This is a genomic window from Pedobacter jaeyakensis (genome assembly GCF_054461315.1).
Genome location: NZ_CM136921.1, coordinates 507,263 through 530,382 on the forward strand (window position 1 = coordinate 507,263; position 23,120 = coordinate 530,382).

At 45.5% G+C, this 23,120-nt stretch carries 20 protein-coding genes; 10 read left to right on the top strand and 10 right to left on the bottom strand.

The genetic code is table 11. From position 1 onward, the window contains the following. The first annotated feature begins 29 nt into the window (after nucleotides 1–29). From ACXZ1K_RS02360 to ACXZ1K_RS02370, 3 genes are all read left to right on the top strand, one after another. Nucleotides 30–872: a helix-turn-helix transcriptional regulator gene (locus ACXZ1K_RS02360; protein WP_458971779.1), complete on the top strand. Its 843-nt coding sequence runs from the start codon at nucleotides 30–32 to the stop codon at nucleotides 870–872. Nucleotides 873–968: 96 nt separating this feature from the next. Further along, nucleotides 969–1,382, top strand: coding sequence for a MauE/DoxX family redox-associated membrane protein (locus ACXZ1K_RS02365; RefSeq protein WP_458971780.1), 414 nt, complete (start codon nucleotides 969–971; stop codon nucleotides 1,380–1,382). Nucleotides 1,383–1,482: 100 nt separating this feature from the next. Continuing rightward, on the top strand, nucleotides 1,483–1,764 hold the full coding sequence (locus tag ACXZ1K_RS02370) for a hypothetical protein (RefSeq protein WP_458971781.1): 282 nt from the start codon (nucleotides 1,483–1,485) through the stop codon (nucleotides 1,762–1,764). 46 nt (nucleotides 1,765–1,810) lie between these two features. Here ACXZ1K_RS02370 and ACXZ1K_RS02375 read toward each other — a convergent pair whose 3' ends face one another. From ACXZ1K_RS02375 to ACXZ1K_RS02420, 10 genes are all read right to left on the bottom strand, one after another. Continuing rightward, nucleotides 1,811–4,984: a SusC/RagA family TonB-linked outer membrane protein gene (locus tag ACXZ1K_RS02375; protein ID WP_458971782.1), complete on the bottom strand. Its 3,174-nt coding sequence runs from the start codon at nucleotides 4,982–4,984 to the stop codon at nucleotides 1,811–1,813. Nucleotides 4,985–5,000: 16 nt separating this feature from the next. Further along, nucleotides 5,001–5,963 (bottom strand): FecR domain-containing protein, encoded by a 963-nt coding sequence (locus ACXZ1K_RS02380; RefSeq protein ID WP_458971783.1) that lies wholly within the window; start codon nucleotides 5,961–5,963, stop codon nucleotides 5,001–5,003. Between the two features lie 74 nt (nucleotides 5,964–6,037). Continuing rightward, nucleotides 6,038–6,817 (bottom strand): sialate O-acetylesterase, encoded by a 780-nt coding sequence (locus ACXZ1K_RS02385; protein WP_458971784.1) that lies wholly within the window; start codon nucleotides 6,815–6,817, stop codon nucleotides 6,038–6,040. A 41-nt stretch (nucleotides 6,818–6,858) separates the two neighbouring features. Then, the gene (locus ACXZ1K_RS02390; protein WP_458971785.1) at nucleotides 6,859–8,370 is read right to left on the bottom strand and encodes a metallophosphoesterase family protein; all 1,512 of its coding nucleotides are present in this window, start codon (nucleotides 8,368–8,370) and stop codon (nucleotides 6,859–6,861) included. Beyond that, nucleotides 8,367–9,305, bottom strand: a complete 939-nt coding sequence (locus tag ACXZ1K_RS02395; protein ID WP_458971786.1) for a DUF5017 domain-containing protein — start codon at nucleotides 9,303–9,305, stop codon at nucleotides 8,367–8,369. Before ACXZ1K_RS02395 ends, ACXZ1K_RS02390 begins: the two co-directional genes overlap by 4 nt. 10 nt (nucleotides 9,306–9,315) lie before the next feature. Then, nucleotides 9,316–10,881 (bottom strand): RagB/SusD family nutrient uptake outer membrane protein, encoded by a 1,566-nt coding sequence (locus ACXZ1K_RS02400; RefSeq protein ID WP_458971787.1) that lies wholly within the window; start codon nucleotides 10,879–10,881, stop codon nucleotides 9,316–9,318. Nucleotides 10,882–10,888: 7 nt separating this feature from the next. Further along, nucleotides 10,889–14,290: a TonB-dependent receptor gene (locus tag ACXZ1K_RS02405; protein ID WP_458971788.1), complete on the bottom strand. Its 3,402-nt coding sequence runs from the start codon at nucleotides 14,288–14,290 to the stop codon at nucleotides 10,889–10,891. Nucleotides 14,291–14,415: 125 nt separating this feature from the next. Then, nucleotides 14,416–15,543, bottom strand: a complete 1,128-nt coding sequence (locus ACXZ1K_RS02410; protein ID WP_458971789.1) for a FecR family protein — start codon at nucleotides 15,541–15,543, stop codon at nucleotides 14,416–14,418. Between the two features lie 75 nt (nucleotides 15,544–15,618). Beyond that, the gene (locus ACXZ1K_RS02415) at nucleotides 15,619–16,170 is read right to left on the bottom strand and encodes an RNA polymerase sigma factor (protein ID WP_458971790.1); all 552 of its coding nucleotides are present in this window, start codon (nucleotides 16,168–16,170) and stop codon (nucleotides 15,619–15,621) included. Between the two features lie 340 nt (nucleotides 16,171–16,510). Beyond that, nucleotides 16,511–16,876 carry a DUF3127 domain-containing protein gene (locus ACXZ1K_RS02420; protein WP_458971791.1) on the bottom strand — a complete coding sequence of 122 codons (366 nt, stop codon included), beginning with the start codon at nucleotides 16,874–16,876 and terminating at the stop codon, nucleotides 16,511–16,513. Nucleotides 16,877–16,947: 71 nt separating this feature from the next. Here ACXZ1K_RS02420 and ACXZ1K_RS02425 point away from each other — a divergent pair, with 71 nt between their 5' ends. The 7 genes from ACXZ1K_RS02425 (at nucleotide 16,948) to ACXZ1K_RS02455 (ending at nucleotide 23,117) form a co-directional block, all read left to right on the top strand. After that, nucleotides 16,948–18,123 (top strand): THUMP domain-containing class I SAM-dependent RNA methyltransferase, encoded by a 1,176-nt coding sequence (locus ACXZ1K_RS02425; protein WP_458971792.1) that lies wholly within the window; start codon nucleotides 16,948–16,950, stop codon nucleotides 18,121–18,123. A gap of 208 nt (nucleotides 18,124–18,331) precedes the next feature. Then, nucleotides 18,332–18,595: a helix-turn-helix domain-containing protein gene (locus ACXZ1K_RS02430; RefSeq protein ID WP_458971793.1), complete on the top strand. Its 264-nt coding sequence runs from the start codon at nucleotides 18,332–18,334 to the stop codon at nucleotides 18,593–18,595. Then, nucleotides 18,579–19,238 carry an HD domain-containing protein gene (locus ACXZ1K_RS02435; RefSeq protein WP_458971794.1) on the top strand — a complete coding sequence of 220 codons (660 nt, stop codon included), beginning with the start codon at nucleotides 18,579–18,581 and terminating at the stop codon, nucleotides 19,236–19,238. Before ACXZ1K_RS02430 ends, ACXZ1K_RS02435 begins: the two co-directional genes overlap by 17 nt. A gap of 68 nt (nucleotides 19,239–19,306) precedes the next feature. Next, nucleotides 19,307–20,563, top strand: a complete 1,257-nt coding sequence (locus ACXZ1K_RS02440) for a putative DNA modification/repair radical SAM protein (protein WP_458971795.1) — start codon at nucleotides 19,307–19,309, stop codon at nucleotides 20,561–20,563. Between the two features lie 10 nt (nucleotides 20,564–20,573). After that, the gene (locus ACXZ1K_RS02445) at nucleotides 20,574–21,338 is read left to right on the top strand and encodes a TIGR03915 family putative DNA repair protein (protein WP_458971796.1); all 765 of its coding nucleotides are present in this window, start codon (nucleotides 20,574–20,576) and stop codon (nucleotides 21,336–21,338) included. A 24-nt stretch (nucleotides 21,339–21,362) separates the two neighbouring features. Beyond that, on the top strand, nucleotides 21,363–22,388 hold the full coding sequence (locus ACXZ1K_RS02450) for a sensor histidine kinase (protein WP_458971797.1): 1,026 nt from the start codon (nucleotides 21,363–21,365) through the stop codon (nucleotides 22,386–22,388). Between the two features lie 87 nt (nucleotides 22,389–22,475). Then, nucleotides 22,476–23,117 carry a DUF47 domain-containing protein gene (locus ACXZ1K_RS02455; protein ID WP_458971798.1) on the top strand — a complete coding sequence of 214 codons (642 nt, stop codon included), beginning with the start codon at nucleotides 22,476–22,478 and terminating at the stop codon, nucleotides 23,115–23,117. Nucleotides 23,118–23,120: the final 3 nt, after the last annotated feature.

Sequence of the window (23,120 nt, forward strand, 5' to 3'; positions counted from 1 at the left end):
ACCAATTATGCTTTTTTTAAAGCGTAATTATGGCTCCAATTCTAAACCTGCAAGTCCCTCCTTATGTAACTAATTCCCTCATCCCCACCGAAACCTTTAGCCATTATATGGGAAGGGTAGCCCATTTTGAATTCCAGCTCAGCGATACCGGGCAAGTGCAGCTCAACATCAGCAGAAACTGTTTCTTTATGCTGGCCAATCTGGCCGACAATACCTGCCGCCTGTACACCGGTTCTACCGGTCAGCACCTATTCCCGTTCCCACTTGGGCCCCAGCGCATCCTGCTGATCACCTATAACCTCGACTGGTTCTTCTACAAATGTTCCCTACTGCCTGAGCTGAAATCTTTAGTGGATCAATCCTATCAGATGGATGGCAAGCTCTGTTGCTTGCCGCCCATCAGGATGGGTAAAATCCTGCGCAAAGCCTTTCAGCGAGTAATTGATCAGGAAGATATGGTCAAACTCGACCGACTTTGCTACCTCTTCATTAACGATTCTGTAAATGAATACCATCGCCGTCTGAAATCCCAATCAGCCACAGTTGCACATAACCTGCAAAAAGCAGCGGCCATTGCCCAATTTGTCCTGGAAAATTACACTACTGAGCTGGTGGAAGACCGCGGAAAAATGGCCGACCGGTTCATGGTCTCCGAAAGGCAATTAGACCGGCTTGCAAAAACGGCTTTCGGCAAACCCCTGCATGCCCAGGTCATTAAATACCGCATGGAATCTGGCCTCGATCACTTGCTTTATACCAAAAAGCCCATTTATGAAATCGCCGAACTCACCGGATACCGGGAAGCCTATTATTTCAGCAAGGCATTTAAAAGCTATTTCGGCTTTCCCCCCTCCAACTTAAGCAAACTGTAAAATGCAGACGCGCTACCCGCTAACCGTTTGACGAGATGTTCCATTTTTTCGACACCTGTTCTGCTGCACTTTTGAAATGCACAAACACAATAAGCTATGCAAACAAATCGTACTCATCGCCCGGCAGATTTCATCTCCTATCTTTTGATCATTCTTTTTATGTACACCGCAGCAGCGAAATTTTTTACGCTCAGCAAGTTTGCCTCTACCTTGGGCAAGTCGCCATTAATTGGCCATATGGCCACAACCATTGCCTGGATGATCCCTGTATTGGAAATTGCGATCAGCATCTTATTAGTTGTCCGCGACACCCGAAAAAAAGGACTCTGTGCAGCTTTGGCACTCATGGCCCTTTTTACAACGTACCTCATCTATATGGTCATGTCCGGCAGCAAATTGCCCTGTCACTGCGGAGGGGTAGTCAGTTCCCTCTCCTGGCAGCAACACATTTGGTTTAACCTTGCATGGGTATGCCTGGCCTTCGCCGGCATCCGCATGCACCGGAAATAAAGTATTTACGCGCGTAATGCAGGTTAAAGCCATGGCCTGCCTAGATAACTATGGCATCAATCTAAAAATTAATAACATGAAAAACTTTAAAACAACCGCAATGGCAGCCGCGCTAGCCATCCTGGCCTTCGGCTTCAGTGCATTTACCACAGTAAAAGACTCCAATATCCTCAGGTATTATAAGACGGACGCAACGCTCTCAGGAGCCTCCAGTCCCACCGATTATTTGTATTATGCTGGCGACCGCTGTGAAGTAACCGGCGCACTCTGTTCTGCAGAATGGGACATTGGCAATAACCCCGCCCCTGCGGATGGGGATCCACTGCCGGCAGCGGGTATTTCCTTTGTCGCAGGAAGTGAATTTGCAGGTCATTTTGAATAGTCTCGTATTGGATTTGCCCGAACAGTCTTTCGTTCGGGTAAATCCATTACCAGTTTCCTTTAAATCCAAAGGTAAAGCTGGCAGGTGTTGGGTAAATCATATTACTCTGCGTTTGCGGCACCAAATCCGGGTCAAGCCCAAACTTGTTTGCTTTCCAAAGCACACCTAAATTGTTCGCATAGATATAAAACTTCAACCGTTTTAAGCCCGCAGGTTTACCGAGCAAACTACCGGCATCGAAATCCAGGTTCACATCTTGTAACCGCACATGGTCACCTTTCGCTGCTGAAACGGCCGAAGCGAGATAGAAAGCATTTGTCAAGCTGTTGTTTCCTGCCAAAACATTAAAATAATCTGTCTGGGAATTTCTAATGTAATAGTCCAGTTTAAAACTCACATTAAAGCTTAGTGTAAACCGGTCATAGGCAATGCTGTTGATCATGGACCCAAACTTTGTTGGCCTGGCCGTACCGTGATAAATTAAGTCGGCCATCGTACTGTTGTTAACAATAGCCGTATAGTCCTTACTTGGCTTGCCATCCAGGTACCCGAGTTGCTCGCCCGTAACCGGATCATAACCCGCAAATGGATAGCTGTAAACTCCCGACAAGGGCTGTCCAAGTATTGGCATCCCATTTTCCACCCCTACATAATTGAGCGCAGATAAAGGCGAGTTCTCATACTTCGTGACCTTGTCTTTTATCATTGAAAATAAAAAGCTCGTTTCCCATCCTACTCTTCCTCTTAAGTTTTTGACGGTGACAGACAAATCCAGCCCACGCGCTTTTATCGCCGCGAAATTGCCCCTTAGCACCCGCACTCCCGAGCTGCCCGGGAATACCTGGTCGCCCAATATGTCAGAACCGTTTTTAAAATAATATTCTGCAGTTCCCGAAATCAATTGGTTTTTCGACTCAAAATTTAAACCCAAATTGGTAATGCCTATTTTTTCCCAGCGCAGTTCGGGATTGCCGATATTCACCAGGTTGGCAGTGGGCAAATTATTGGTGGCAACGGTGGGAACACGGGCCACCACAGTGGTTATGCCGGTAGTTCTCTTATCCAGATTACCATTAAACCCGTAAGAAGCCCTGAGCTGCAATACGGGCAGCCAACTCAGCGTGTAGAATTTTTCCTGACTCAGTTTCCAGACCGCACCGGCCGACCAAAGCGGGATGTATTTTTGATTGGTTTTGACCCCAAAATAGTTAGATCCATCCACCCTTGCGCTTGCCGACACCAGGTACCTGTTCAAATAGCTATAAGATGCGTTGGTGTAGGTTGACCGGATCCGGTCCACAAGTCCGCGTGGCCTGTAGTCTTGCGTCAGGGTAGCGGTCCCGGTGGGATTTAAAGCGAAAGTTTTGTCCTCTTCAACCGGAACCGAAGTTTTCTGCACCGGATCGTATCCATACAGCAAGATGCCGCTGATTTCCGAACTATTGGATGAATATTCATGGCCAGCCATGGCGGTTACCTGGTGCTTTCCAAACTGCTTTTGATAATCCAGCTGGAACCGCGTGCTGTTGATATGTGCTGTAGAGTTTCGTTCGTACAGCTGATCTCCCAAAGGAACATTGTAACCGGTGACTTTTCCATTGGTGACGATGGCGAAACGATTGATAATATTTCTTACCTCATAGTAATCCATAGTATAATGTCTGGTTGTTTTATTGTCTATGTCCTGAAATTGATATTTAACCGAGGCAGTGAAACCGGGGAACAGGCGATAGCTTAAACCGGTATTGAGCCGCAGATCATTGCTGGTATGGTAACTTGGGGAACTGCCCAGCTCGGCCAGTGGATTGAAATTCCAGTCCAAAAAACCATTGGCCAGGGCAGCAGCTTTGTATTCATTACTGAAATGTACTTCCTGGATCAGCGGATTACCGTTTTCATCTGCAAGCCGGGAGTAAGGTGCTAGCCGGTACCTGTCTGGCAGGTCTCTCACCGTGCTGTCGACCTGGCGTAGAGACCTGCCGTACATCGCGCCGAATGTCAAGTCCAGCTTTTTAAGAACCTGGATGGTATTCTGGCTGTTCAAGGTAATCCTTTCGCTATTGTTGCGAATAATGGAGGGATCAGACCTATCAAAACCCAGAGAAAAATAATGACTGGAAAACGAAGTTCCGCCCGCTAAGGATAGGGCGTATTGCTGGGACACTTGATTTCTATAATAGTATTTCAACTCGTCATTTCTCAAATCGATCCCCCGCAGGGCATCTAATTGCGCAGCGGTTTCTGCAGCCGTTTGCAGACCCTGCCGCTGCCTGTATAGCGCCTTTATTACCGGACTGATTACAGGAAAGCTGGTTTGGTTGGCCAATACATCATCATAACTGCCTTTGTTGAAGTAAAAAGTTTCTTTATCGATAAAAGCGGAAGGACCAATGTAACTGGGGTTATAAAATAGATCCGGTCGTTGTGCAACGCTCAGGTTGGCATTGAAGGAAACTTTTAAAGGCTGTGAGATTTTACCACGATGGGTGGTCATCACAATCACCCCGTTTCCTGCCCGAACACCCCATATCGCCGCAGCTGCCGCATCTTTTAATATCGTAATACTTTCTATATCATTCGGGTTGATCGCATTGAAGTCACCCACATATGGAAAGTTATCCAACACAATCAGCGGCTGGTCGTTGGCATAAATGGTACTCCTTCCACGGATGGAAAGGTCCAGGTTCCCGGAATTGGTGGTCTCGGTATTCCTGTTGAACAATAGTCCGGATGCAATACCCTCTAACCTGCTCAATACGTCTGGCCCAACCCTTCGGTTAAATTGTGTCGTGTCCACCAGCACGAAACTTCCTGTAGCACGCGGTTGGGGTATTTTTTGATAACCTGTACTCACAATGGCGACCTCCCGCAATACCGTTGCTGTATCCTTCAACTCAGCTGCTGCTGTCGCATTATCCGGGGATTTTCTAAGAAATACGGCAATGATATTTCCCACAATCTGGTATTCAAACGGCTGTCCCGATACCAGTTGGTCAAGCGCGACTTTCAAATCTGCATTGACAAAATTGGCATTAACCAGCACCTCTGCATTTACTTCCCGCTCATTCCAGGTGACGCTAAAGCCCGTCTGCTTTTGTATTTCTGAGAAAACCGTAAGCAACTTAACCTGCCGGTTTACATAGTTTATCTTTTGTGCTGATGAAACCCCAATTAGGCCAAACAAAATAAAGAAGAGAACGAGACAGAATTTAAAACGCATAAATTATTGAAGTCGCCTATTTTGATACTACGACTTGCTTTCCAATAATACTAAAATTCACGTGTTGAGTCAAGCCAATTACTTTTAAAACTTCTTCCAGCGATCTTTTCCTGGAAATACTGGCGCCAATGAGCATATTGCTCATCTCCTCATCCTGATAAACAACGTTTACACCATACCAGCGTTCCAGTTCACGCATCACCGCGCCAAGCGGCTGGTCATGGAAAAGGAAATCACCTTTTGTCCAGGCAATGGCCGAATGCACATTGGCAGATTCTGCATCGGATGGACTGTATTGTACCACCTGCTCCTTTTCATTCCCGTAGGCGCTCACGCTCACACGCGCCTCACTGGCAACGATGCGCTGCCTGTTGGTTTTGATGACAAAGGGCTGAGGTTTACCCGCAGTAGGTTCTATATAGGCTTCTCCGTCCAGAAAAATTTCCCGTTCTTTTAATCCCTCAAATGACACCGGGTACTCCAGCGTCGATGCCGCATTCAACCAAATCTTACTGCCATCGGGTAGGGTTGCTTCTTTAGTTTCACCTGCTGCTGTTTTCAGCGTAACCATTTTAGATTTACTTGCCGGAGCCTCCTGAATTGTAGATTCCCCGTGTGCTCCAAATTTTTTATAAATCGCCCAACTGATCCCGATAAGGGCAACGGCCAGCACGGAAACGCCAACAAGCCGCACAAACCACTTCAGGTAATGCTTGCTCAGACCCAATACGCTCCAGGTATTTTTCTCTTCTATTTCTTGCTTGTCCCTCAGGATATGTAATACGGTACTCAGGTTAAAATTCAACTTATGAAAATAAACATTGCTCTCATCGTCCGGATCTCCTAAAAATTTGAGCAGCTCATCATAGAAAACGACCCCAATTTCCTCATTGTTCTCATAGACAGGTAAGTGATCCAGTTCTTTGTCACGCATGATCTCAATCACCTCTCCAATGTACATCCGAGCATCTAATTTCATGTTGTTTAGCTTTTTAGAAATAAATTAGTCACAGATAAATGGAATCTGCATGGCAAACTTACTAAATTATTTGTCTAGTACTGATGCTGCAACCTGATCATTTCTGCGGCAAATCGCTTACCCAGCATTTGAGCCGAATTTCCGTCGAAATGGGTAGAATCTCCTTTGTGTACCAGCCCTTTAGAAGAGGCCAGTCCGGCATAGGGTATCAATAGCGGTACTGAATCCAGCTTATTGTTAAATTGGACAAATGCTTTTCTAAACGTTCCCAGTTCGCCAACAATAAAGGGCAGTTTAGGATTGCCGACTAAAGCCCTCAACCGCCCTACCAACTCCTTCAATTGCGCCAAATAGCTTACCGAGTTCTGCGGACTGCTGTTCGCTTCCCCCTGATGCCAAATGATCCCTTTCACCACACCATAAGCCATCGCCTTTTTGATCCGTTCCACGGCATCATCATAGGGATGGGTTTTCGTTGCCGCATCATATGCCCCGGGCTGCCAGCGCTCTATTGCCGTCCCGCCCACCGCGCAGGGAATCAAACCTATCTGTGCCCTTGGATGGGCAATAGCCATGTCGATACCGAAGGCCAAACCCGGGCCAACGCCCGCAGCTTTTGGCTTGTCGAAATGAACAGGGTGATGTGCTTTTACCCATTCTCCTGCACGGTTAAACATCAGTACATGGTCGTTGCCCTCATTGACAAATATACTGTCGATTTTACCGCGACCGGCCATATTGGATTGGCCCACTAAGATGTAGAGTTCCAGTTTTTTTGGTCTGGGCGACTGCCCCAACGCCAAGGTGCTCCATGCCAGGAGGCAACTGCAAAGAATAGTGCTTGCTTTTTTCATTGTTTATAAATAAGCCCCGGTTACTACCGGGGCTACAAATATTATGCTTTTAATTTAATACTAACTTTTTTACTACTACCTGCATTGACATCGGCGTCTACGTCTACGATCGACAATTTTCCACTATCAAATGCCTGCCGAACGGTTCCTCCTGTTACGGTATACTTTCCTTTTTTCATCACAAAACGAACCCTGCATCCTGGCAGGTTTGCCGGCAATTTATTAGCTAAAACCGCCTCATTGCTCGTGCTGCCGCCCAGGTTGGCCGACTTAAAATTTAAGGTCAGGTTTAATTTGATCTTGTCGTATGCAGCCGTAGGATTCGAACAGAAGCGCAGGGGCTCGGTATATTCAAATTTCGCTCCATCTATGCGAATGATCCGGAACATACCCAGGATCAGTTCCCAACGTTCGTTTTCTCCGCTCCTGCAAACCACTCCGGGGCGCATCCGTATGGTGGGCGTTTTTCCCAACGTATCAACATGCGGGGTGTGGATGTGACCGTTTACAATTAACCCAATCTTTTGCTGGTTCAGGAACGCCGTATCGGCCCTGTCATGCCGATGTTGTGCCATGATCCGCAGTTTCCCCGGGCCATTTTCTTCCAGGAAATTCAGCAGTACTTTCCCTTGTAAGCCAGACATGGGCTTCTTGTTTGGAATGTCCTTTACCGGGTCGCCCAAATAATCATCTATAAACATAAACCGGCTCCCTGCATAGGCCAGTCCCGACACCCGGATTCCGCATATGGCATCCCATTGCGCCGCTTTAGCCGGGTGGTTATCTTCCTTCATCCCGTAAAAATCATGGTTCCCCGGAACCGAAAAAACAGGGGCATTGATATACTGCACGCCCCGGTAACCTTTTGCGCCTTCAAAATAATTCCTGAACTTCTCTTCTATGGTAGGCAACTTGTTGTAGCCTTTAATTGTATCTCCGCCCCAGCCGCGGGCGTCTTTGTTAAAGCGCGTATAATCGTGGATCAAATCCCCCGTCACAATCACCAGGTCTGGTGCAATGATATTCGCCACGTTGATAAAGCGGTCCATCAGCTGCAGTTCTTCTGCAAAACCATCGTTTGCAGGCCCCACCCAATTTCTTGAAATGTGGGTATCACTGATGTGAATAAAACTATGCCTGGCTGAAAACTCCCTGACTAGTTTTACCGACCGCCTGGAGATCTCTACTTCCCCGGCAGAATAGACCATCAGGTCGTACATATCTTCCGGACTGCCCACCGGTACTTTAACCCAAATCTTATTGTTGGTATACATGCTGGTATAAGAATCGTATTCAAAACGACCCTTGAGCAGGGAATCGATCTGCAGGTGGATCCTACTATATGGGCCTCTCAATACGATGGAATCAATCTGGTGCTGTGCCTTGTTGTTGTACAGGATGTGAAAAGCCGTGCCCGACTTCACTATGGTCGGCGACGCCCTAAATGGGTAAACTATACCTCCAGCGGGTATAAACGATTGCGAAAATCCAGCGCTGCTCATCAGGCAGAGCAATGTAATAACTATACATCTGGTTATGCTGCTTTTCATCATGGCGCTACAGTTATGGTGAGCTCTTTTAACAATTCTTTCTTTCCATTTATCCGGTTATTCGCCGTTGCAAAAACCACCTTGTAGGTGCCCGGTTTGGTGTAGACATAATTGTAGACCGGTGGCATGGTATCAGAAATTGATTTGACCGGCACACTTTTGTCAGGCCCAAGTATTACCGTATTGAGGTCTACCGCTTTACTGACCACCCATGCTTCGGTGGCCACCGCTTTTCCTTCTGTCGTTGCATTTCCACGGAAGGTGATCAAACCTGTACTTGCGGTAATGGTATTTCGGCCAGCCTCCAGGATCGATCCGCTTTCTACCAATGTCCATGCTGCGGTGAGCTGGTCAATCGCCGCACTTTGCCCCAATTCCGTTACGGTGTTCAATACCAGGTCACGAACGTACCAGTTCCTTTGTGTACCATTCACTGCATCCTGCGGCTTTACTACATATTTAAAGGCCACATAGAGCGGCTTGGTACGGTCTTTTACCAGGGTAGTCAGGTCGAGCACTCCTGAAGGCGCATAAACCGTATTCACGGTACTCAGGGTAACCAAATTGGTGATGTTCTGAAAGTTTCCTGAGCGGATCGATTCTATATCATATTTCCCATTGAAATCGGACGACAGGTACACGCTAAACTGGTCTTTTTGGTTCCCGTTTTGTACGCGCGTCTGGAAGCTTAGGCTGAACGACTTGATGTCCAGCGTTCTGCCGCCGGTGTAGTCGTAATCGTTCAGGTACTCCCCGGAATAAAAAGAAACAAAATCCGGGTTTCCTTTCAGACTGAATACCACAGGCTCCCCAACCTTAAAAGTAGTTTTTGCTACCGTCGCGTCGAAATCGGGCCTTTCTATTTTTTCCTTCTTGCATGCACCTGTCAATACAGCAAGCAGCAAGAGCATGTTCACTATTAAATTCCTTGTTTTCATATACTCTAACTTAAAATCCTGGATTTTGTCTCATCAAACTGTTTAAACTCAATTCTAGTGTTGGGATAGGGAGCAGCAGGTTACGTGCCTTTACATTCGTATAACCCACAGCGCTGTACTGAAGATTGCTGGGTGCATTGCTCAATATGTCGTTTTCCACATCTTTCATCGTGCTCAGGAAAATCCCCCACCTGATCAGGTCATATTTACGGGTCGCTTCATAACACAACTCTCTGGAGCGTTCATCCTGAATGATCCGCCTGAAAGCATCTTTATCCGGCGCGTCAGTCAGGGTGAAACTTCTTGCTTTTGCCCTTTTCCTCACCTGGTTCAAGGCATCAAATGCGGCTGCAGTTGGTCCGCTGATTTCATTTTCTGCCTCTGCATACATCAGCAACACATCAGCATAGCGCAACAGCGGAAAGTTCGTAGGTCCCGCATTGGCATTCTTCTGTGCCGACAATTCTTCCTGTATCCTCCATTTTCCGGTGTCCCTGTTGTACAATACTGAAGCCGGATGCGGCAGGGTATCTGCCATGGAAACGCTGGTTAGCACCGGAAAGTAATAAGTAGCAATGTTCCGGTCGCGGCGCACATCATGAACGTCGTCATACCTGCGGTACAGTGTAGCAGTAGCGCCCACCTCTGCATATCCGTACAACACTCCTGAGGTATTGCGTACCGATAATTTCTTGGCAAACCAGCCACCACTTAACACCGGATTTGTAATCCCGTTTCCTGCTATTTCTACTTCCCAGATACATTCGCCAATATCATATTTATCCTGCGTCAGGTTGGTAAATATTTGTGCGTAATCGGGGTTCAGTTTATGGAGACCGGACTGTATCACCTTTTCCGACCACATTTTAGCCTGCTCGTATTTGGATACATCTTTCAAAGGCTCACCTGCCATTTTCAGGCAAACCCTGGCCAGAACACCCTGTACTGCTGATTTGCTTACCCGACCCGGGACAACAGGCGCGAAATCCGTAATTTTTCCTACCAGCCCTTCCGCAGTGATCATGTCCCGCAGTATCTGTTCGTAAACCTCCTTTTGTGGTGTCCTAGCATTTTTAACTTCGATACCCGACAATGTTGGTGTTAAGATCAGCGGCACATCGCCCCATAGGTGTACCAATTGGAAGTACAGGAACGCGCGCAGGAACAAAGCTTCTCCCCTGATCCGGCTTCTCGCTGCCTCATCCATCACGGGTCGGTCCAGGTTAGCCAGCAGCAGGTTCGCATTGTTAATACCGGCGTACAAGGAGCTCCAGGTAGCGGTAACGGTCGGATTGGATCCGTCACTATTGTACACAATGGGGTCTACCTGTGGTGTTGATCTTTTATAAAAGGCCTCATCTGTTCCGAAAGCCAAATCAAATACCAAATTCCTGCTATAGGTACCAGTATTGTTCAACGAACTGTATAATCCGGTGAGGGCCTGATCAACATCTTTTGCCGTTTCAAAAAAGGTTTCGGGCGTGGTAAAATCCGTAGGTTTCACATCAAGGTACTTTTTACACGAATTCAGACTAAGTACGGTGATGAGTATGGCGAATAAATAGATTTTTTTCATAACTGTATTAAAAAGTAAGGTTAGCGCCTAAGGTTAATGTCCGGGCACGGGGATAAACTGACCAGTCGAAACCCGGGGTTAATGCAGAGTTGTATGCAGAAACTTCCGGATCATAGCCTTCATATTTGGTCCAGGTATATAAGTTTTGTGCGGATGCGTTGAGGCGCAGCCCTTTTATTTTCAGCGACTTTAACAATTTGGCCGGCAATTGATAGCCCAGTGAAACAGTTTTTAAACGTACAAACGAAGCATCTTCAATCACCCGGCTCGAATACGCATAAGGACCCCAACCGCCTGTTCTAAAGTATTTATTGTTCTGGTTTTCCGGTGTCCACCTGTCGGCATACGTGGCAAACATATTTTGTGAGGCCCTTCCATGCCCCTCAAATACATACCGGTTCGCGTTGAGCACGTCGTTACCTACCGACCACTGGAAAAACACATTCAGGTCGAAACCTTTGTAGGAAAAGTTGTTGGACAAACCACCGATAAAATCCGGGTTTGGATTACCGATGATGGTGTAGTCGTTCGTATTGGTGATCCCATCGCCATTCAAGTCACGGTATTTGATATCCCCCGGTTTAATATCCGTCCTGTCGTTACCATTTGACGGCACATCTGCTTTCAGCAGGTATTTTCCTGAAGGGAGCAGGTTGAAATCCGACAACTGGTAATTCCCTTCCCAGATCAAACCATAGAACATCCCGATAGGCTCACCGATCTTTGCCATAAAGGCCGGTAAGTTCCTGTAGTTGGTGTCCCAGTTGATCTGGCTGACCAGCGCCTGCTGGTTTTCCGTAAGGGCAAGGACTTGATTTCGGTTAAACGCAATATTGAAATTGGTAGACCAGCTAAAGGCCTTGTTCCTGATATTATAGGTTTCCAGTGTAAATTCCAATCCGTCGTTTCTCACTTTACCTATGTTTTTATAAGAGCGTGAAAAGCCCAGTGTGGGCGGGAGACTCGCATTCAGCAATAAGTCCTTTGTAATTTTACGGTAGACATCTACGTTGAGGTTGGCGCGGCCATTGAATAAACCCAGCTCTAAGCCCAAATCTGTCTGTACTGTAGTTTCCCAGGTCAATTCCTCGTTACCTAGGGCAGTGGGCACCAGTCCCCGCACAATTCCGTTGTTGAATGCATAAATGGCACTGTTGGATAGGTTTAAGGTAGACATATAGGCAAAATCATTTACCCGGTTGTTCCCTGTTGCCCCGATAGTTGCTTTCAGTTTAGCATCAGATACCACCGCCTGCAAAGATTTCATAAACTTTTCTTTGCTGAAGCGCCATGCCAGTCCCCCTGCCGGAAAATAACCCCATTTGTTGCCCGGGGCAAACTTGGAGGAACCATCTGCACGCATAGAAAATGTAGCCAGGTATTTCGATCCGTAGTTGTATTGCACCCTACCTAAAAAGGAGGAAAGCGCAGAGCCGGATGAGGCCGAAGAGATGCTGTTTGGAATACCCTCATCCAATCCGGAAACGCCCAGCAATTCATTGGGCACAAAATTCGCGAATGCCCCAAAAGCATTGGAGGTTTTTCCCTGTATGGTGAAACCCGCCACCGCATTGATCTGATGATAGCCATTAAATTTTTTGTTGTACGTCAGTGTGTTCTCATTCAAATAATCGTTGACTTCCGTAAAGGATACCCCTCCACTCACACCGTTGGCCTGACCTTGTGGAGTGAGCGGACTCCCTGCGCGGGTATTTGAACCATCGAAGGAATTAAACTTGAGCAAATTCCTGGTGATACCTCCGGATACACGAAGGGTAAAATCACTCAATTTGTATTCCCCATAACCGTTTGCGGTCAGCACACTCCCCAACTGGTCGCGCTGCATGTTCTCATAATTCTTTAGCGGGTTGAAGCGCTGGTCATTTTGAATATCAATCGAAAGATCAATATCATCTTCTCCCACATCAATTCCTGGATTTCCATTTACAGGCCTGTATCCCCAAACACTGTACATCAATGCTTCTGACAGGAAGGACCCCGCTGCCGGAATTGGTGAACTTCCGAACCGCTTGGTGGCGCTGTAGTTCACATTTCCACTCAGGGTGAAATGATCGTTTACAGCTTGCGTTACGCGCAACCGGCCCTGATAGCGGTTAAATCCTGAGGAAACCATAATTCCCTGCTGGTCTAAATAATTTCCTGAGAAGGCATATTTGGTGCCTTTGTTCCCACCGTTTATAGATAGACTGTGACTTTGCTGCGGAGCATCCTCAAACATCCTGTCCTGCCAAATTACCGGCGTAACACTACGATAGGCTTCCAGGTTTGGTCGTGCAGGATTGAAATACAAGGTATCTGCCAAAACCGGCCCCAATCTTTCCACCTGGTATTTCACAAACTCATAGGAATCAAAGACTGCGATGCGCTGCGTAACCCTTTGGTTGCCATAACTGCCATCGTACGCAATTACCGGTGATCCGATTTTCCCGGATTTGGTGGTCACGATAATTACCCCATTGGAACCTCTTGCACCATAAATCGCAGTTGCAGCCGCGTCCTTTAGCGTCTCAATCGATTCAATATCATTCATGTTGATGGTATTGTTATCGGGATTCTCAATAGGAAAACCGTCGATGACATAAAGCGGCGCATTGGTGCCGGTAATGGAGTTTGCACCCCTGATCACAATGTTAATGGCAGAGCCAGGCTGACCGTCAACCGAGGTCACCTGCACCCCGGCAACGCGACCGGCCAGCGCCTCTTCGAACGAGCGTACCGGAGCCTTTTTGATGTCGTCCATATTTACTGAACCTACAGAACCTACCAGGTCCCTTTTCGCGCTCGAACCATAACCGATCACTACCATTTCTTCCAGTTGCGACACCGCTTCTTTCAATATGATATCGAAATTTTTCTTCCCGGCCAGGCTGAGCTCTCTTGTTTCATAGCCAATGAAACTAAATACCAATATATCGTCTTCACCAGGAACGGTGATCGTGTATTTACCCTCTCCGTTGGAGGATACTGCATATACACTTCCTTTGATTTGTATTTTAACACCGGGTATGGGCCTTCCGGCAGTATCGGTAACCATCCCTTTAATTTCAGCCGGTGGCAATGCCGTTACTTTTTTCTCTTTGATAATCACTGTTTTTTCATCAATGATGAAGCTGTAAGGCTGATTCTTAAAGCATTTATCCAGCACCTCTGTGATGGTGCTGTTCTTTACCTCAATATCTACAAGACTGGCTTTTTCCAGCATCTTAATGTTGTAGATGAAATGGTATCCTGTTTGCTTTCTGATATCGGTTAAAATGGTACCCAGCGAAGCTTGTTTATGGGATAATGTTACCTTTTGCGCAAAGCCTGCTGCGGAAACCTGCATGAGACAAACGATGACGAACAGGAATGTTAATTTAATGCGCATAATTTCTCTATGAAAATTCATACTTTTGATATGTTTTGTCTGGTTTAAAATTGTTATGATGGCAATATTTAGGGCTTCCAAAGCATTTGCCGGGGGTGGGTCCAATCACTTCCGGCTATTTTTTTGGTAAGCAGTCTGGTGTAGCACTACGGCATAACTGTTACCCTCCTTCCATTGGTATTAAAGTGTACGGTACCAGTAAATTCCAGCATGCGAAGAACTTTTGAAGCCTCCTCAAACCGGGATACGGATCCTGAAAAGCGCTGGTCCACAAAGTTTTTGGTATAAGTAACATCCAGGTCATACCAGCGGGATAGTTTCCGCATGATGCTCCTGATGTCTTCGTTGTTAAATTGGAAATACCCTTGCCTCCAGGCCAGCACATCATCTGCATCAAAGTTCCTCAAACTGATTTCCTTGCTGCTATGGTTAAGTACAGTCTCCTGTCCGGGCACAATGACCACTGTCTTTTTTGCACCAATTACCTTTACTGAGCCTTCCAGCAGGGAAGTCCTTGTCAGTTGTTCGTCGGGATACGCAGTCACATTGAAATGGGTACCCAAAACAACGATGGTTTGTCCCGCACTTTCAACTTTAAAGGGCTTGTGCTTATCTACCGCCACCTCAAAATAGACTTCTCCCGAAACTTCCACTTTTCTTTCCGTACCATTAAAGGCCGTAGGATAAGTTAAAGACGAAGCTGCATTTAACCATGCCCTGGTTCCATCGGGGAGATCTACCTGATACTGTCCGCCTTTTGGCGTCCTCAACGTATTGAACCTCACGACAGCTTCCGGTTTGGAATGCGAGGCATCGTAGCTTAACCCTCCACCGGATAATTTGGTGATGGCAACGCCACCCTGCTTAGTGAGCATTCCGGAGGTGGTATCGACAAGCGGAACCACAGAACCATCTTCCAGTACCAACTCTGCTTTGTTACTTCCCGGAAGGATCCGAGCTGCGCTAAGTTCTGCTGCCTTATGTATGGCGCTATCCGTACTTATGCGGTTTGTGTAGTAAAATACAGAACAAACGACAATCAGCACCGCAGCGGCAGTCATGGCCGGCCAGTTTATCCTTTTAGGTGGAACTGTGGAAGATTTGAGTTGGGCCCAAACATCCGTTTCAATTTCGCTGTAATCAGGTGCTCCAGCAGGATTTTGAGCATCACCGGCCTGTTGGTTATACCAGGATTCCAGCAGCGCCCGCTCCTCGGGTGTGCAAGTATTATTCAGGTATTTCTTAATTAATTCTTCTGGCTTACTGCTGCTCATATCCTGTTCGCGTTGCTGCGTTTATGGATAAGTGGGTTTCCTAAATGAAAAGTGGTAGATGAAAAAGTATTTTTTTTAAATACTTCCAAATTTTAGGCGCAGAATTTTCACGGCATTATAGATTTGCTTCTTTACCGTCTGATCGGAAATCTTCATTTGCCGACTGATTTGCTGGTAGCTCAGGTGAGATTTCCGGCTGAGCTCAAATACTTCACGCATTTTTGCCGGCAGCACTGCAATTTCCCGTTCAATCAGCCTGCTCAATTCATTTTCCCTAACCGTATTGTCCGTAGTGCACTCCGCATGCTCCAGAAATGTGCCAAGCGATTGGATGTGTTTTTCGCGCACTTTACGCTTATCAAAAAGGTTAAATACCTTATAACGTACGCTCCCATACAAATAAGCAGACAATGAACCTTGTATGTTAAGGTCTGCCGACTTCTGCCAGAGGTTTACAAACAAATCCTGCAGCAAGTCTTTTGCCTCCTCATCGCTAGAGAGCATCTTCCTGGCGTGGCAAAAAATAATTCCCCAGTAGCGTTTGTAAATCTCTTCGAATGCAGCATGATCACCGAATTTAAGCAATTCCAGCAAGTCCTCATCCAGAAGATCTCTATAAGCAGTCATAACTATCAACTTAGCCCTTTGTGTATGCTAACAAAGATAATTTGGCTATGTTAAGTTATAATTAACATGATGTGACGCGATCGTTTATAAAATAATCGTCTTTGCAATGCGATTTTTTATTCGATCAAAAGATAGGGTTGGTTAGTCCTTGATAGGTCCTTGGTAGGTCCTTGGTTAATCCTATGTTCGATGATTATCGAAGCAAAGTCTTACTAAGGACTAGACAATGTTGGTAAATATCAGGATATAATTTAGGTAGTGATTTAGTGGAGATCCATAAAAAAAGCCGCCTTCTTTTGGAAGGCGGCTTAGCTACAATTTGTTTATTTAAAAAAGATCTTTAGAACGGCAAATCGTCATCTTCTCCAGGAGCACTGCTCAAATCTGCAGGAGGTGCGTATTGTGGTGTAGCTGCTGCGGCCGCACTGGTCAATGCATTGATACGCCATACCACAAGGCTGTTGAAATAAGAAGTTTTACCTGTTTTATCTGTCCATGGACGACCACGAAGATTAAATGAAACTTCAACATCATCACCTTGCTTTAAGCTATCGAACAAAGCTGTTTTATCTTGTAAAGCCTCGAACCTGATGTACTCAGGGTAAGTTGGGTTTTCTGCGTATTCTATAATAAGATCGCGTTTCTTGAAAGTCTCACTCACCTGTTGTAATGCACCAATTTCATGCACTTTTCCTTTAATTTCCATATCAAATACTATTTTATTCTACTACGAAGTTCAAATCTCTATATTTTTATTGATAACTTCGCAAAATTACTATGCAAGTTTTCCACACAAAAAGTAAGGTGATCATCACCTGTAATAAACGTCTTTCACCTTATTTACAGGATGAAGTTTCTGCCCTGGGCTATACCATAGTACGGGATTTCCCGACCGGTGTGGAACTGAATATCACCCTTTCTGAATGTATAAAACTTAACCTCAACTTGAGGTGTGCTAGTCAGATCCTCTACTGTATCAAAAGCTTCAAAGCAGCCGATCCTGAGGAACTTTACCGCGAACTGGTGGAAATGCCATGGGAAGAGCTGATCGACTTCTCCGGCTATTTTTCTGTAACTTCCAATGTAGATAACCCAACCATTACCACCCCCCTTTTTGCCAACCTAAAGGTTAAGGATGCGATAGTGGACCGCATCAAGGATAAAAAAGGGATCAGGCCAAATTCTGGCGCTGATGCCAATAAAGCCGTCGTGCATTTGTATTGGAAAGACAGTGAGGCTGATGTATTCCTGGATACCTCCGGAGAAACACTGGCTAAACACGGTTACCGCAAAATACCGGGAAAAGCCCCGATGCTGGAAGCCCTTGCTGCAAGCGTAGTGATGAGCAGTCGCTGGGACCGCAAATCACCTTTCATTAATCCCATGTGTGGTTCCGGGACACTTGCCATAGAGGCTGCTTTACTGGCCACAAACCGCAGACCTGGATTGTTCCGCATGAATTATGGTTTTATGCACATTCTTGGCTATGACGAAGAGGTATTCTTTGCAGAAAGAAGGATCCTGAAAGATCAGGTGATCAAAAATATCGACCTGCAGATCATCGCAACCGATATTTCTGAAGACGCAGTTGATGTGAGTCGCAAAAATGCTAAAACAGCTGGTGTAGATACCCTGATTACATTTGAGGTATGCGATTTTGCAGATACGCCGGTGCCGGAAGGCGGTCAAGGTGTAGTGATGTTCAACCCTGAATATGGAGAGCGGTTAGGTGTACATTCTAAACTGGAGCTGACCTATAAAAGAATCGGCGATTTCATGAAGCAGCGCACCAAAGGTTACTTTGGTTACATCTTTACCGGAAACCCGGACCTGGCTAAAAAAATCGGGCTGAAAGCCACACGCAAGATTGAATTCTATAACGGAAAACTGGATTGCAGGATGCTGGAGTACGAGCTGTACGATGGTACCAGAAGGCCAGATCCAAAACCTTAAACCATTTGGTTGTACCAACCTCTTCCACAACTTTTTAGAATGCTTTCTTCTAAAGGTTTTTACACAGTTATCGAGATTAACATTTAATTTTCCGCTGTAAATCGAATACGCATTTGTTTACTGACTCCCCCCGGGTTAGGATTGGATTAAAATCCAACATTTTGAATATTTCGTTTATTAAAAACAAAGAGGGACTAAAACAGAGGATATGGTTGACCAGCAGGCGTCGAGGACAAAAACAGTAGCGGGGAATATTAGAAAAATTAGGGAGTTTAGAAACTACACGCAGGATTACCTTGCAGCGAAACTCGGGATTTCGCAAAATGCTTACAGCAAAATTGAACTGGGCTATAGTAAGCTCACCCTGGAAAGAGTTTTCCAGATCGCTATCATTCTTGAAGTAGAAGTGATGGAGATTATTACTCCTTCTGGCGAGATCAATGTATCTTCGCTGCATGAAGGACATCGTTGATCAAACCATACAATTTGTAAAGGCCAAACTTGCTGAAGCAGAAGCCGGGCACGACTGGTTTCATATAGACCGGGTGTATAAAAATGCATTGAAGATCAATGCAGAGGAACATGGGGATTTGCTCATCGTTTCTTTAGCCGCTTTACTACATGATATTGCCGATAGTAAATTCAATAATGGCGACGAAGAAATCGGACCTAAAATAGCAGGCGACTTTTTATCATCGGCCGGTCTTGAGAAAGCGCAGGTGCTTCATGTTCAGGAAATCATCCGGAACATGAGTTTCAAAGCTTCCTTTAACCCAATTGATTTTGCATCAAAGGAACTGGACATTGTGCAGGACGCCGACAGGCTGGATGCGATTGGTGCAATCGGCATTGCCAGGGCCTTTACGTATGGAGGTTATAAAAACAGGGTGATGTATGACCCGGAAATCAAGCCGGCTTTGAACCAGAGCAAAGAGGAATACAAAAATTCAGTTGCCCCGACCATCAATCATTTTTACGAAAAACTACTTTTGCTCAAAGACCTGATGAAAACTGCTGCGGGCAGCGCAATGGCCTTAAAGCGGCATGAGTTTATGCTCAGCTACCTGGAGCATTTTTATGAAGAGGCGGGACAGCCTCCTTTTCTATTTTCATAGCCAGAAGGAATATTCATTTAGCTAATATGATTAGTTTATTTACTATTTTTGTTAGTAAATAAATTGAGATGTCTGAACGCCTGAGAGAGAAATTAAATATTTTAGCGGATGCCGCCAAGTACGATGTATCCTGTTCTTCGAGCGGCGGAAAGAGGAAAAACGACAATAAAGGCCTGGGCGACAGTCACTCTTCAGGCATCTGCCACACTTATACAGAAGATGGTCGCTGCGTTTCCTTATTAAAGATCCTGCTAACCAACCACTGTATTTTTGATTGTGCTTTTTGTGTTTCGCGCAAAAGCAATGACATAGAGCGGGCTGCATTTACGGTAGAAGAAGTGGTGTCTCTGACGATGAACTTTTACCGCAGAAACTATATTGAAGGTTTATTTCTAAGTTCGGGCATATTTAAGAATGCGGACTTTACCATGGAGCGCTTGTTGAAAGTGGTAAAGAAACTTCGCTTGGAAGAACGGTTTAATGGCTACATCCACTTGAAAACCATCCCGGGCGCAAGTGAGGAATTGATCATGGAAGCCGGATTGTATGCCGACAGGATGAGCATTAACCTGGAAATGCCCACAGAATCCGGCCTGAAGTTATTGGCACCGGAAAAGAACCATTTGGAGGTGATCAAGCCATTGGATTTTGTACAAAACCAGATCGTTAAATTTAAGGACGAGAAAAAACTAATTAAAAGCGTACCGCAATTTGTGCCTGCCGGGCAAAGCACCCAGATGGTGATTGGTGCAACCCCGGAAACCGATAAAGAAATCATGCACACGGCAGCGGCGTTTTATAAAAACTATTCCCTGAAGCGTGTATACTATTCGGGCTACATCCCGATCAGCAACGACAGCCGCTTACCGATTATTGGCTCACAACCTCCGCTGATCCGGGAAAACAGGTTGTATCAAACAGACTGGCTGATGCGTTTCTACGGCTTTCATGTCAACGAATTGCTGAACGATGCCAATCCACATCTGGACATTGACATCGATCCAAAATTGAGCTGGGCATTGAGGAACCTGCAATTCTTTCCGGTCGACATCAATGTTGCGGCCTACAAAATGATCCTGCGCATTCCCGGAATTGGCGTGACTTCGGCACTCAAAATCGTTCAGGCCAGGAAGTTTGGAAAATTGCGGATCGACCAGCTTAAAAAAATTGGCGTAGCCTACAACCGCGCCAAATATTTTATCACCTGCGCAGATACCCCTTTCCAGTTAAAGGACTATCAGAACACACAAATCAAGTCGTTTATTTTAGCGGGTAGCCAGGGTAAGTTCTCAAAATCGGGCAATACCCAAATGGCATTGTTTTGAAATTGCAAATATGATTTACATTATAGATGGTAGTTTAGAAGGCCTGCTCTGTGCGGTATTTGAATGGTTTGAAAGAAAACCCGGCAAAATATTACTACAACTGGAAAAACGATACCAGCCCGATGCCTTTACGGAAACACTGTCGATTTTCAATGATCCGGCTAAGGCCGACCGGGTTTGGAAAGGCTTGCAGCAGCGATTGGACAAGGCATGGATGCGGAGGTATTATTGTGCCTTTCTATCGGAAAGGCCGGAAGCCTTTAGCCATTTATTTGAATTCACCTGTTACCTGTTTGTGAATGGTGCAGGTGCCGAAACCAATTACGGAAATGAACATGTACTGGCCGTAGCACAGCTGGCCCGTAAAGTGGAGCGGGAAAAACACCGGATGGAAGCATTTATCAGGTTTAAGGAATCGGCCGACGGACTTTTTTATTGCGGCATTGACCCGGACTTCAACGTGATCCCTTTGATCATGAAGCACTTCAAAGACAGGTATGCGGACCAGAAATGGATCATTTACGACCTGACCAGGCATTATGGAATTTACTATGACCTGGAAAAAGTGGAGGAAGTGTACTTCGACATGGAGACACAAAAGAACCTGAATAAACCGGTAAGCGGACAAATCCCGGAAAAGGAAAACCAATATGCCACACTATGGTCGGATTACTTTACAAGCACCAACATTGTGGCCCGGAAAAATATGAAATTACACGTTCGGCATGTACCAAAAAGATATTGGAAATATCTCACTGAAAAACAGGGTAAATAGCAATTAATCCCGTATTTTGGGGACATGAAATTAAGTGTACTGGTCCTCATCACCTCCCTCGCCGTTGCCCTTTCTATTGGCCTGGTGAACTTTTATTTCCAGCAGAGCTGGTACTACATGCTCATCTCCTTCGGGGTTTCTTTTTTCACCTGCTTTATTGTATTCTATTACCTGCTGGAAAAGTACATCTATTCCAAAATTGTATTGATCTATAAAATGATCCACAACCTGAAGCTGGGCAAGGATTTGAAAGATGCACTCGGAGAATATGTTAGCGCAGATCCGATCAATGATGTGGAGCATGAAGTAAAAGAATGGGCAGGCGCTAAAAAACGGGAAATAGAGCTTTTGAAAAAGCAGGAACAGTTTAGAAGAGAATTCCTGTCGAACGTTTCCCACGAGTTTAAAACACCATTATTTGCCATACAGGGATATATAGACACGCTGCAGGATTGCATGGAGGATGACCCGGAAACGGCAAGCAAGTTTTTGAAAAAAGCGGCCAACAATGTAGAGCGGTTGAGTTACCTGATCAACGATCTGGATTCGATATCAAAACTGGAGTCGGGCGAGATTCCGATCAATTACCAAAAATTTGATTTTGTGACCCTGACCAGGGAAGTCATGGAAGGCCTGGAAGACAATGCCAGGATGAAGGGCATTAAGCTGTCGTTCAAAGAAAAGTACACTTCCCCTGCATTGGTCAATGCCGACCGGGAAAAAATACGCCAGGTGATGATCAACCTGATCCAGAACTCATTGAAATATGGCAAGAATAACGGCTCTACCGCGATAAAGATCTTTGAACTCCACGACCAGTATTTAATAGAAGTGACGGATGACGGAATTGGCATTGACGAGAAACACCTGCCAAGGTTATTTGAACGTTTCTACCGCATAGACACCCACAGATCGAGAGAAGAGGGCGGGACCGGATTAGGCCTGGCCATCGTTAAACACATTTTAGAAGCGCACCAGCAGATCATTTCGGTAAGAAGTACCCTGCAAATCGGGACTACTTTTGCTTTCACCCTGCAAAAGAGCAATTAAGCCGTATTAAGAAAAGCCAAAAAAATTAACACTTAACATTAAGTTAACATTGTACTCATACTTTTGCATGATATTATATTTAACAAGATGAACAGTATTTTCAACTTCTTTACTCCTAAGGATAAAAAATTCCAACCATTATTTGAACAGGCAGGCAGTAATGTTTTAAAGATCTCAGAGGCGTTGCTTTCGGCATTGACCGCAACTGATGCTGAGAGAAGAAAAGAGCAAATCAAAGAAATTGAGCGCCTGGAGCATGTTGGTGATGACATTACCCATTCGATCTTCCTGGAATTGAGCAAGAATTTCATTACCCCGTTTGACAGGGAAGACATCCATGCATTGGCAAGTGCGGTAGATGACATTGCCGATTACATCCATGCTTCTGCAACCAACATCGAGTTGTATAATATTACCAACATCAACGACGCCATGATCAAACTGGCAGAATTGCTGGTAGAAATGTGTACTGACCTTGAAAAAGCCATCAAAGAATTGAGAAGCTTTAAAAATATCCGCGTAATTGCTGATGCTTGTGTACGCATCAACAGCGGTGAAAACCAGGCTGATTATGTTTGTAACCTGGCTATTGCGCGCTTATTTGAATTTGAAACAAACGCGATCGAACTGATCAAACAAAAAGAACTGCTTCAAACGCTGGAAATGGCAACAGACAAATGTGAAGACGCAGCAAATGTGCTGGAATCTATTTTGGTAAAGAACGCTTAAACC

What these genes read in the sequence shown, in the direction of transcription:
- ACXZ1K_RS02370 (WP_458971781.1), top strand. Translation starts at nt 1,483, where the DNA reads ATGGCAGCCGCGCTAGCCATCCTGGCCTTCGGCTTCAGTGCATTTACC.
- ACXZ1K_RS02430 (WP_458971793.1), top strand. Translation starts at nt 18,332, where the DNA reads ATGGTTGACCAGCAGGCGTCGAGGACAAAAACAGTAGCGGGGAATATT.
- ACXZ1K_RS02445 (WP_458971796.1), top strand. Translation starts at nt 20,574, where the DNA reads ATGATTTACATTATAGATGGTAGTTTAGAAGGCCTGCTCTGTGCGGTA.
- ACXZ1K_RS02410 (WP_458971789.1), bottom strand. Translation starts at nt 15,543, where the DNA reads ATGAGCAGCAGTAAGCCAGAAGAATTAATTAAGAAATACCTGAATAAT.
- ACXZ1K_RS02360 (WP_458971779.1), top strand. Translation starts at nt 30, where the DNA reads ATGGCTCCAATTCTAAACCTGCAAGTCCCTCCTTATGTAACTAATTCC.
- ACXZ1K_RS02405 (WP_458971788.1), bottom strand. Translation starts at nt 14,290, where the DNA reads ATGAATTTTCATAGAGAAATTATGCGCATTAAATTAACATTCCTGTTC.
- ACXZ1K_RS02425 (WP_458971792.1), top strand. Translation starts at nt 16,948, where the DNA reads ATGCAAGTTTTCCACACAAAAAGTAAGGTGATCATCACCTGTAATAAA.
- ACXZ1K_RS02390 (WP_458971785.1), bottom strand. Translation starts at nt 8,370, where the DNA reads ATGATGAAAAGCAGCATAACCAGATGTATAGTTATTACATTGCTCTGC.
- ACXZ1K_RS02395 (WP_458971786.1), bottom strand. Translation starts at nt 9,305, where the DNA reads ATGAAAACAAGGAATTTAATAGTGAACATGCTCTTGCTGCTTGCTGTA.
- ACXZ1K_RS02450 (WP_458971797.1), top strand. Translation starts at nt 21,363, where the DNA reads ATGAAATTAAGTGTACTGGTCCTCATCACCTCCCTCGCCGTTGCCCTT.
- ACXZ1K_RS02385 (WP_458971784.1), bottom strand. Translation starts at nt 6,817, where the DNA reads ATGAAAAAAGCAAGCACTATTCTTTGCAGTTGCCTCCTGGCATGGAGC.
- ACXZ1K_RS02415 (WP_458971790.1), bottom strand. Translation starts at nt 16,170, where the DNA reads ATGACTGCTTATAGAGATCTTCTGGATGAGGACTTGCTGGAATTGCTT.
- ACXZ1K_RS02440 (WP_458971795.1), top strand. Translation starts at nt 19,307, where the DNA reads ATGTCTGAACGCCTGAGAGAGAAATTAAATATTTTAGCGGATGCCGCC.
- ACXZ1K_RS02375 (WP_458971782.1), bottom strand. Translation starts at nt 4,984, where the DNA reads ATGCGTTTTAAATTCTGTCTCGTTCTCTTCTTTATTTTGTTTGGCCTA.
- ACXZ1K_RS02365 (WP_458971780.1), top strand. Translation starts at nt 969, where the DNA reads ATGCAAACAAATCGTACTCATCGCCCGGCAGATTTCATCTCCTATCTT.
- ACXZ1K_RS02435 (WP_458971794.1), top strand. Translation starts at nt 18,579, where the DNA reads ATGAAGGACATCGTTGATCAAACCATACAATTTGTAAAGGCCAAACTT.
- ACXZ1K_RS02420 (WP_458971791.1), bottom strand. Translation starts at nt 16,876, where the DNA reads ATGGAAATTAAAGGAAAAGTGCATGAAATTGGTGCATTACAACAGGTG.
- ACXZ1K_RS02400 (WP_458971787.1), bottom strand. Translation starts at nt 10,881, where the DNA reads ATGAAAAAAATCTATTTATTCGCCATACTCATCACCGTACTTAGTCTG.
- ACXZ1K_RS02380 (WP_458971783.1), bottom strand. Translation starts at nt 5,963, where the DNA reads ATGAAATTAGATGCTCGGATGTACATTGGAGAGGTGATTGAGATCATG.
- ACXZ1K_RS02455 (WP_458971798.1), top strand. Translation starts at nt 22,476, where the DNA reads ATGAACAGTATTTTCAACTTCTTTACTCCTAAGGATAAAAAATTCCAA.